We start from the raw sequence: 7,322 nt of genomic DNA on the forward strand, positions 1-7,322 counted from the left end.
TCCCTTCTTTTTCACAGTTTTTAAGAAAAAATCAGAGAAAAGAATAGGATTCCCGCACTACGTCCTGCGGCATAAAAGTTATTCTGCACTGATTGATAACTCCAATTGGACTGGTTTATGGCTTACGCCAATTTATGAATATGAATACAATTAGGCTGGTCTATGGCAATGGGTCTGCCTTTCATAAGAAAATATTTTTTCTCATAATCTACATGAAACGTCATAATCTCATTGGTATCATGATTCAGACTCAAAAAATACTGTCCATCCGGAAAAATTGCAATGGATTTGGGATAGTCTCCGCTGATTTTAGAATCACAGAGCATAGTAAGCTCTCCGGTTGCCTGGTTAATGGAATAAATTACCACAGAATTAGCTCCTGCATTGGAACAGAACAGATATTTGCCGTCTCTGCTGACTTCCATACCGGACGCTCCGCAGTTCATTTTTTCCTCTTCTTCTACCGTTGGAATGCTCTGAATCCTCTCAAAATCTGGTCCCTGAGGGGTGCATTCATAACTATATACGTCAACCTCATTGCTTTCTTCGCATAGCACATAGGCAAATTTTCCATCGGGAGTAAACCGGATCATTCTGGGAGAAGATTCCAAATGCTCCCGCAGAATATCTGCAATTTTTAATTTTCCCTTTTCATAGTCAATCTGATAAATTTTAACCTGATCCAGGCCGCCGTCCACCGCACAGAGGAAACGCTGCTGGGGAGTTAATTTGACGCAGTTCACATGAGGACGGTAATTGCGTTCCGCAATGCTTCTTCCCATGCCTGTATGGAAAATTCCGTCTGCAATCTCTCCAATGCTGCCGTCTTCCTTCAAGCGCATCATTGTCACACGGCCATCATGGTAGCCTCCTACAAACAAATAGCGGTTTTCTTTGTCCACGTCTACATAACAGCCGCGCATTCCGCCGATCCATTGTTCATTCATGGCTTCCAGATCACCATCCGGAAGAATCTTAAATGCAGCCACGCCCTCGTCTGCGATGGAATAAAGAAATTTTCCATTGGCAGAAACGGTGAGGTGGGAAGGATTATTAATGGGGATCACCTTGCGTTCTGTCATGCTTCCCCCTTCCACATCCAAATCATAAATATGAATTCCTACACTGGTTCCATGGGTATAAGTACCCACATATGCTACATATCTGTCATTGTTCATCTGCCTGCTCCTCCTTTTCCTGTCTGCGCAAAATGTCAAACTTTGCCAACGGCTGTCCTAAATCAATATATAAGATTTGTTTTGGATGAGGCGCTGATTCCATCTCATTGCCATCTTCATCCCGAATCTGCTTCACAATTACCGGAAGATTCTCTCCATCCGGCTTCATAACCTCAATTGACTCTCCCACGGAAAATTTATTGCGCTGTTCTATCCTGATAAACCCGTCTTTCCCTGTCTCTCCCACAATTCCAAGATACGTATATTCTTTTATATAAGTGTTATTGTCATAAATCTGAGAGGTCTCATTAGGCTTTCCAAAGAAGAATCCGGTGGTAAACTGCCGATACGTGCAATTCGAAATCTGATTTGTATACCAGGGTATATGCGTCCGGTAAGTCTCCTCCGAAATAAAATAATCATCAATTGCCCTGCGGTAAGTTCTCGCAACAGCAGCCACATAAAGGGCTGTCTTCATTCTTCCTTCAATCTTAAAGCTGTCAATTCCCGCTTTTACCAGCTCTGGAATATGTTCTATCATACATAAGTCTCTGGAATTAAAAATATATGTTCCACGCTCATTCTCATATACCGGCAGATATTCTCCTGGCCTTGTCTCCTCCACTACCGCATATTTCCAACGGCAAGGATGGGTACAGGCTCCCTGATTGGCGTCCCGCCCGGTAAAATAATTACTGAGCAGACATCGGCCTGAATAGGAAATACACATGGCCCCGTGAATAAAAGTTTCGATTTCCAGCTCATCCGGGATCTGGCTGCGAAGCTCTGAAATCTCTTCCAGGGACAGCTCCCTTGCAGAAACAACCCGTTTCGCCCCCAGTCTGTGCCAGAACCGGTAAGTCTCATAATTGGTATTGTTGGCCTGAGTGGAAATATGCAGTTCCATTTCCGGACATATTTCCTTCGCAAGGCTAAACACTCCCGGATCGGAAATAATCAGCGCATCCGGCCGGATCTCTTTTAATTCCGTAAAATACTCTCTGATTCCTTCCAGATCCTGATTGTGCGCCAGAATATTCGCAGTCACATAAACCTTTGCCTGACGCTCATGGGCAAACCGGATTCCCTCCTTCATTTCCTCCAGGGAAAAATTCTTTGCCTTCGCCCTTAAGCCGAAGGCTTCCCCGCCGATATATACGGCGTCGGCGCCGTATATCACTGCAACTTTTAAAACCTCCAGGCTGCTTGCCGGTACAAGTAACTCCGGTTTCTTCATTATCTGTCCCCCGCTTTCACACTGACCGTTACCCCGTCTCCCACAGGAAGCACAGTGGTCGTCAAATATTCTGAATGGGTCAGTTCATAGAGATATTCCCGCATCCGTTTGTGAATGGTACGGTTTCTTCTGGTAACGGCAAACCGGGATTCTATAATATCACCATCCTGCAGCACATTATCCGAAACCAATACTCCTCTGGAACCAAGGAGACGCATCACCTCCGGAAGAAAATTAATATACTGGCCTTTGGCCGCATCCATAAAAATAAAATCATAGGAATCTGTCAGTTCCTTCAGTATCTGTCCGGCGTCTCCTTCCAATAATTCTATCACATTTTCTTTTCCTGCACGCAAAAAATTTGCTTTTGCAATAGGAATTCTTTTCTCATAGTTCTCAATGGTGGTGATACGGCATGGCGCCGGATTGAAATATTCCATCAACAGGGCTGAAAATCCGATTGCCGTTCCCACCTCCAAAATACGCTTCGGGCAGTTCATTGTCAGCAGAAGTTTTAAAAGCTGCTGGGTTTCTTTCCGGATCACAGGCACAAAGGTGCGCTGCGCCTCCGCTTCTATTTCCTCCAGCAGCGGAGGATTCCCGATATTCAGGGAATTTATATACGTAATCAAACGTTCATTTCCTGTCATTCTTCTGTTTCCTCTGTTTCTTCCCCTGCCAGAACCTGTATCATTTCTTCTGCTGTCTGAGAAGTATTCAGCGTGTATTTTCCTGATTTTAATTTATCTTCAAGGGCGGACAGTTTAAGCTGTATTGCAAAAAGAATGCCGTTGTCCACAAGCCCTTTTTCTTCCAGCAGACTGCCCAGTTCCTGGGCGGACATTCCTTCCTGAAGCCGTACCGTTACATCTCTTCCCGACTCCCTGTCTACTGCAGGTTCTGTAAAAATTCGATATCCAAGGGCATAGGCAGCTTCCCCTGCTTTCAATGTTACAAACAAAATCAGGACCATAATCAGGATGCTTAACACACTATTCAGAATACTCAGCGTCATTTTGCTGCTTTTCATAACGTTCCCCAATCCCTGATCCCGTCAAATTTCTGATCAGTTTATTCAAATCCCAGATCAAATTCTATTTCTTCCATCAGACGGAAATTGATACGCTGTACCATCCGGCATACTGCCAGTTCCGCCGAAAGATATTCGTTCACATAAGGCTCTGCCCGCAAAGGGGCAAATTCCTTTTCCAGGCGATCCATCTCAGAATACAAATCCACATCTCTCCGACGGTGCAATTCAAAATTTCTTCTTCGAAATTCATGGATTGCCCTTTCTTTTTCCGGTTCCGAATGAATCAGTTCCCGCATTCTTTGATATTCCTTGTATTCTGCACTTTCTTTCACTGCATATATCAGAGATTCTGTCTTTTCATCAATGTAATTCATACCCACCTCATTTAAACTTCCATAATGATAGGCATAATCATGGGTCTTCTCTTTGTTTTCTTCCAGACAAATTCTCCCAGTTCATCTTTTATTTCTGTTTTGATTCTGCCCCAGTCCGTGATATTCTTGTCCATACAATATTCCATTGTTTCATCCAGCAGCTTTCTGGCTTCGTCCATCAAGCTTTCCGCACCCCGGACATATACAAAGCCGCGGCTTACAATATCCGGCCCCGCTAAAACCTGGCCGCTGCCGGATTCCAGCGTCATCACTACAATAATAATGCCGTCTTCTGCCAGATGCTGCCTGTCTCTTAATACAATGTTTCCCACATCTCCTACGCCAAGGCCGTCTACCAGAACCGTACCCACCGGGACCTGACCGGTTACCTCTGCGCCGTTTTCATCCAGTTCCAGTACATTTCCGGAAGAAAGCACGAAAATATCGTCCTTGTCAAAGCCCAGTTCTTCGGCAATTGTAGCGTGCGCCCGCAAATGCCGGTACTCTCCATGGACTGGGATCGCATATTTTGGCTTTACCAGGGAATAAATCAGTTTAATTTCCTCCCGGCAGGCATGTCCGGATACATGAGCGTCCTGGAAAATCACCTCCGCGCCCTTCATAAATAATTCATTAATTACATTTGACACTGCCTTTTCGTTTCCTGGTATGGGGTTGGAACTGAAAATTATGGTATCTCCCGGCTTAATGGTGATCTTCTTATGAAGACTTGCCGCCATCCGGGACAATGCCGCCATGGATTCTCCCTGGCTTCCCGTGGTAATCAGAACTGTCTGCTCATCCGGATAATTCTTAAGCTGTTCGATATCAATCAGCGTATTTTCCGGAATCTGCAGATATCCAAGTTCTGTGGCAGTGGATATAATATTTACCATGCTTCGGCCCTCCACCACTACCTTACGGCCAAATTTGTAGGCAGAATTGATAATCTGCTGTACCCGATCCACATTGGATGCAAAAGTTGCAATAATAATCCTGGTATTGGGATGATCTGCAAATATATTGTCAAAGGTCTTTCCTACAGTGCGTTCCGAATTGGTAAATCCTGGACGCTCCGAATTGGTGCTGTCACACATCAGGGCCAATACGCCCTTCTTTCCGATCTCTCCGAACCGCTGTAAATCAATGGCGTCTCCGAATACTGGCGTGTAATCCACCTTAAAGTCGCCGGTATGGACTACAATTCCCGCAGGAGAATAAATAGCCAGCGCAGCGGCGTCTTGTATACTGTGGTTGGTTTTAATAAACTCCACCCGGAAGCACCCAAGATTAATGTGCTGTCCGTATTTAACCACCTTCCGTTTTACTTTGGAAAGCATATTATGCTCTTTTAATTTGTTATCTATGATCCCAATGGTTAATTTTGTTGCATAAATCGGCACATTGATGTCCCTGAGGACATAAGGGATGGCGCCGATATGATCTTCATGACCGTGTGTAATGAAAAATCCCTTTACCTTATCAATGTTGTTCTTAAGATACGTCGTGTCCGGAATGACCAGATCAATTCCTAACATATCATCCTCCGGAAAAGCCAGACCGCAGTCCACTACAATAATACTGTCTTCGTATTCAAAGGCAGTAATGTTCATTCCAATCTGCTCTAATCCGCCTAAAGGAATGATTTTCAATTTTGAATTATGTTCTTTCTTCAAGCTGCACCTCCAAATGCTTTGCAGGCTCCCTGTTCTCCTTCCCGGCCTCCTGTTCCTGTTTCAAACACGATTCACAATAGCCATAAAGCTTCACTTCGTGGTTAATGACCTGAAAAGAGACTGATTCTTTAATCCGCTTCTCCAATTCGTCTAACAGGTCATCCCGAAAAGAAATCACTTTTCCGCATTCCAGGCATATTAAATGATGATGGTGATGTGCGTCCTTTCCCCCAATTCTTCCAATTTCATAGCGCACATAGCCATCTCCCAGCTGAATGCTTTCCACCAGATTCAGCTCCAGGAGCAATTGTATGGTTCGATAGACAGTAGCCAGTCCAATTTCCGGAAACTCTGCCTTCACTATTTCATATATTTCTTCCGCAGTCAGATGCCGATCTCCACAAGACGCCAATGTCTCTAATACCAGAATTCGCTGTTTGGTCTTTTTTAATCCATGTTCTTTTAAAATCTTTTCAAAATCCTCCTGGAGCATCGCAACACCTTCCTGTAAAATTCCAATTTACATCAAAATTTGTACTCTGCTAGTAAGCCGAAATTTACATAGTAAAATCTATATCTTCTAAAATTTCTCCAAAAACTCTGGATATATATTCCAATTCTTCCTCAGATTCCACCATCTCATACATGGCCTCTTCATTTTCCTCCTGTGACAGTTCCTTCAAAATAAAAGCATCACAATCTCCCTCTTCCTCTTCTGTCACTAAAAGATAGTTCTGACCATTAATTTTGGTCTGCTCTAATACATAAAACTCCACAGACTCTCCATTTTTGGGAGCCTGAAATATAATTTTTTCCATTTTACTTCCTTTTTCTGTCTTACATTATGTTCTTTCTATATTATTTTATTCCTCCGGATTTGCTTCTTTCTGAAATGCCAGTAAATCCAGGTAATTCTGCAGAATTAATACTGCTGCCATCCTGTCTGTATGCTCTTTCCGATTCTCTCTGCGCACTCCGCCTTCCATCAGGCTCCTGTCCGCTGCAACGGTTGTCAGCCGTTCGTCTCTAAGAATTACGGGAACATTGCATCTTTTCTCCAATAATTCTTTGAATTCCAGAGTTACCCTGCAGCGTTCCCCTTCTGTATTGTTCATATTTTTAGGATACCCAAGCACAATTTGATCTACCTGGTATTCCTCTGCAAGGGCTTCAATCCTTGCAAGCGTCTGACGAAGCTTTCCCGGTGACTTCCGCCGGATGGTTTCTATCCCCTGAGCAGTCATCAACAAAGCGTCGCTTATGGCAACGCCCACCGTCTTAGAGCCAAAATCCAGGCCCATAATACGCATAAAATGTCCTCCTAACCCCAGGAATTGCTCTGGATATACCGACGCAGTATCTCCTCCACAAGCTCGTCCCGTTCCACTTTCATAATCAGGCTTCTGGCATTGCGGTGACTGGTAATGTAAGTAGGATCTCCTGACATGATGTAGCCTACAATCTGATTCACTGGATTGTAGCCCTTCTCCCGCAAGGCGCTATAGACAATTTCCAGCACGTCATCCACCTGTATCTGCTGTTCTTTTTCCACTTTAAAGTATTGAGTATTGTTTTTATCCTGCATTTTTCCCGTCCTTGTTGTAGCCAACCGCTCCGCTTCCCCTCCATCTGAGAATCAAATCAGGCCAGATGAAATGGAGCATAAGCGATTGCGTGATTGCTCTCTTTCGTTCTTATAATATTTCTTTTATCTATTCTAATACAAATGTTCGGAAAATTCAATCTATATTTTTTAAAATTTGATGATGTAAAAAAGTGTCTTCGACACTTCAGCCCCCTAGCCCCCATTCATGGGGGAATTAG

Annotated in this window: 10 protein-coding genes; all 10 read right to left on the reverse strand. The window is 43.9% G+C overall.

Annotated features, from left to right (window positions below; all coding sequences use genetic code 11):
• Positions 1 to 122: 122 nt before the first annotated feature.
• Positions 123 to 1,178, reverse strand: a complete 1,056-nt coding sequence (locus E5329_RS20920; protein WP_135991302.1) for a lactonase family protein — start codon at positions 1,176 to 1,178, stop codon at positions 123 to 125.
• Complete coding sequence (locus tag E5329_RS20925; RefSeq protein WP_135991304.1) at positions 1,168 to 2,415, reverse strand: peptidase U32 family protein; 1,248 nt, start codon at positions 2,413 to 2,415, stop codon at positions 1,168 to 1,170. Before E5329_RS20925 ends, E5329_RS20920 begins: the two co-directional genes overlap by 11 nt.
• Entirely contained in the window at positions 2,415 to 3,065 is a 651-nt protein-coding gene (locus E5329_RS20930; protein WP_135991306.1) for an O-methyltransferase, read from the reverse strand. The genes E5329_RS20925 and E5329_RS20930 overlap by 1 nt, the downstream gene beginning before the upstream one ends.
• Positions 3,062 to 3,445: an endolytic transglycosylase MltG gene (locus E5329_RS20935; RefSeq protein ID WP_135991307.1), complete on the reverse strand. Its 384-nt coding sequence runs from the start codon at positions 3,443 to 3,445 to the stop codon at positions 3,062 to 3,064. The genes E5329_RS20930 and E5329_RS20935 overlap by 4 nt, the downstream gene beginning before the upstream one ends.
• A gap of 41 nt (positions 3,446 to 3,486) precedes the next feature.
• Positions 3,487 to 3,822: a YlbF family regulator gene (locus tag E5329_RS20940; protein ID WP_135991308.1), complete on the reverse strand. Its 336-nt coding sequence runs from the start codon at positions 3,820 to 3,822 to the stop codon at positions 3,487 to 3,489.
• Between the two features lie 11 nt (positions 3,823 to 3,833).
• Positions 3,834 to 5,498, reverse strand: a complete 1,665-nt coding sequence (locus E5329_RS20945; protein WP_135991309.1) for a ribonuclease J — start codon at positions 5,496 to 5,498, stop codon at positions 3,834 to 3,836.
• Positions 5,482 to 5,991 carry a Fur family transcriptional regulator gene (locus tag E5329_RS20950; protein ID WP_135991310.1) on the reverse strand — a complete coding sequence of 170 codons (510 nt, stop codon included), beginning with the start codon at positions 5,989 to 5,991 and terminating at the stop codon, positions 5,482 to 5,484. Before E5329_RS20950 ends, E5329_RS20945 begins: the two co-directional genes overlap by 17 nt.
• Before the next feature lie 64 nt (positions 5,992 to 6,055).
• Positions 6,056 to 6,316 carry a DUF1292 domain-containing protein gene (locus E5329_RS20955; RefSeq protein ID WP_135991311.1) on the reverse strand — a complete coding sequence of 87 codons (261 nt, stop codon included), beginning with the start codon at positions 6,314 to 6,316 and terminating at the stop codon, positions 6,056 to 6,058.
• A 45-nt stretch (positions 6,317 to 6,361) separates the two neighbouring features.
• Positions 6,362 to 6,808 carry a Holliday junction resolvase RuvX gene (gene ruvX / locus E5329_RS20960; protein ID WP_135991312.1) on the reverse strand — a complete coding sequence of 149 codons (447 nt, stop codon included), beginning with the start codon at positions 6,806 to 6,808 and terminating at the stop codon, positions 6,362 to 6,364.
• Between the two features lie 11 nt (positions 6,809 to 6,819).
• A complete protein-coding gene (locus tag E5329_RS20965; RefSeq protein WP_135991315.1) occupies positions 6,820 to 7,083 on the reverse strand; it encodes an IreB family regulatory phosphoprotein in 264 nt (87 codons plus the stop codon).
• Positions 7,084 to 7,322 lie beyond the last annotated feature (239 nt).

The organism is Petralouisia muris (genome assembly GCF_004793545.1).
In the GTDB taxonomy this organism is placed as follows: Bacteria; Bacillota; Clostridia; order Lachnospirales; family Lachnospiraceae; genus Petralouisia; species Petralouisia muris.

Excerpts from the sequence above, each read along its gene's own strand:
- ruvX (WP_135991312.1), bottom strand. The coding sequence starts at position 6,808 with ATGCGTATTATGGGCCTGGATTTTGGCTCTAAGACGGTGGGCGTTGCC.
- E5329_RS20955 (WP_135991311.1), bottom strand. The coding sequence starts at position 6,316 with ATGGAAAAAATTATATTTCAGGCTCCCAAAAATGGAGAGTCTGTGGAG.
- E5329_RS20925 (WP_135991304.1), bottom strand. The coding sequence starts at position 2,415 with ATGAAGAAACCGGAGTTACTTGTACCGGCAAGCAGCCTGGAGGTTTTA.
- E5329_RS20965 (WP_135991315.1), bottom strand. The coding sequence starts at position 7,083 with ATGCAGGATAAAAACAATACTCAATACTTTAAAGTGGAAAAAGAACAG.
- E5329_RS20940 (WP_135991308.1), bottom strand. The coding sequence starts at position 3,822 with ATGAATTACATTGATGAAAAGACAGAATCTCTGATATATGCAGTGAAA.
- E5329_RS20930 (WP_135991306.1), bottom strand. The coding sequence starts at position 3,065 with ATGACAGGAAATGAACGTTTGATTACGTATATAAATTCCCTGAATATC.
- E5329_RS20920 (WP_135991302.1), bottom strand. The coding sequence starts at position 1,178 with ATGAACAATGACAGATATGTAGCATATGTGGGTACTTATACCCATGGA.
- E5329_RS20935 (WP_135991307.1), bottom strand. The coding sequence starts at position 3,445 with ATGAAAAGCAGCAAAATGACGCTGAGTATTCTGAATAGTGTGTTAAGC.
- E5329_RS20950 (WP_135991310.1), bottom strand. The coding sequence starts at position 5,991 with ATGCTCCAGGAGGATTTTGAAAAGATTTTAAAAGAACATGGATTAAAA.